Source organism: Lamprobacter sp., assembly GCF_034860625.1.
Taxonomy (GTDB): Bacteria; Pseudomonadota; Gammaproteobacteria; order Chromatiales; family Chromatiaceae; genus Lamprobacter.
Genome location: NZ_JAYESN010000587.1, coordinates 1 through 1,126 on the forward strand (window position 1 = coordinate 1; position 1,126 = coordinate 1,126).

Here is a 1,126-nt window from a genome sequence, read left to right on the forward strand (position 1 = left end):
TAAGTGCTCCTTTTGAATTATCTGTAAAGCAAAAATCAAATTGAGTATTGGAAATTTATTACATGTTCTTTTCCGTATGTGAATAAAATATCCCTTAATCTTGACTCTAGTGAATTAAAGTCTGTATATGCTGATATTGGCATCCATTCGTATTTAATTTTGCGCCAAAGAATTTCAATGAGGTTTAATTGCGGTGAATAAGTTGGCAAAAAATAGAGCGTCAAGCCACGCTTCTCCCACTCGTCTAGTTTCTCGGTTACAGCGCGACTGACATGAACTGATGCATTATCTAATACAGCTACGGTTGGCCCCGCCATTGTTTCGCAATAGTCATCCATTACTTGAATGATAAAATCGCTATCAACAGAGCCTGTCTTTAAGTGCGATTTAAGCTGGCCTAAAGCTGGATTCAAGAAACCGACTACATTTATCCTTCTTGATTTTGATGTTGGAATGCCAATGGTTCCATCGCGCCCGATATTCTGCCATGCATAGGGTATTTCAGGGGTTAAAGAAAATCCGGATGCGTCAAAATAGACTAGTGAAAATTCTCCGTCAGCTGCCATTTGCTTAAGCTCTTTTAGATCAGCTTTTCCTTTTTCGTATTTTTCCGCAGGTGGCTGTTTTTTCGGGTTTTTTCGCTCCCTCTTCCAAATTTTGCCGTGCTTCTTCACAATGCTGCGCAATGTTTCAATGCCCACTTTTTTGCCGAGATATTTTTCTACTTTTTGGGCAACTGAGCGCAGTGATCTTGGTTCTTCTTCAACATAACCGAGGATCATTTTTTCTTCCCATGGCTCAAACATTGGTTTCGCTCCACGTCCAGGCTGATCGTATAGCCCATCAATCCCATGGTAGACCCAGCGTTCAGCCCAGTTCCGGGGCGTATTTACATGAACATCAAAAATTTCAGCTACATCATCAAATGTACGGTGATCTCTAAAAAGAAGAATAATGGCGTGAGCTCGCCTCCGCACAACAGACGAATCATTTCCATGCATGATCTGTTTTAGCTTGGCACGATCTTCGTCTGAAAGCGGACAATTCTGAATGCGTTCGTATTCCATATTTAAGCCTAAACCAATAAAAGTTAATCTTTCAAAATGCTGAGCACGACATTTTACCA

1 protein-coding gene is annotated in these 1,126 nt (G+C 40.8%); it reads right to left on the reverse strand.

What is annotated here, in order from left to right:
- Positions 1 to 35 precede the first annotated feature (35 nt).
- On the reverse strand, positions 36 to 1,126 hold a 1,091-nt coding region (locus tag VBE63_RS30030), incomplete at its 5' end, for an IS630 family transposase (RefSeq protein ID WP_323686623.1).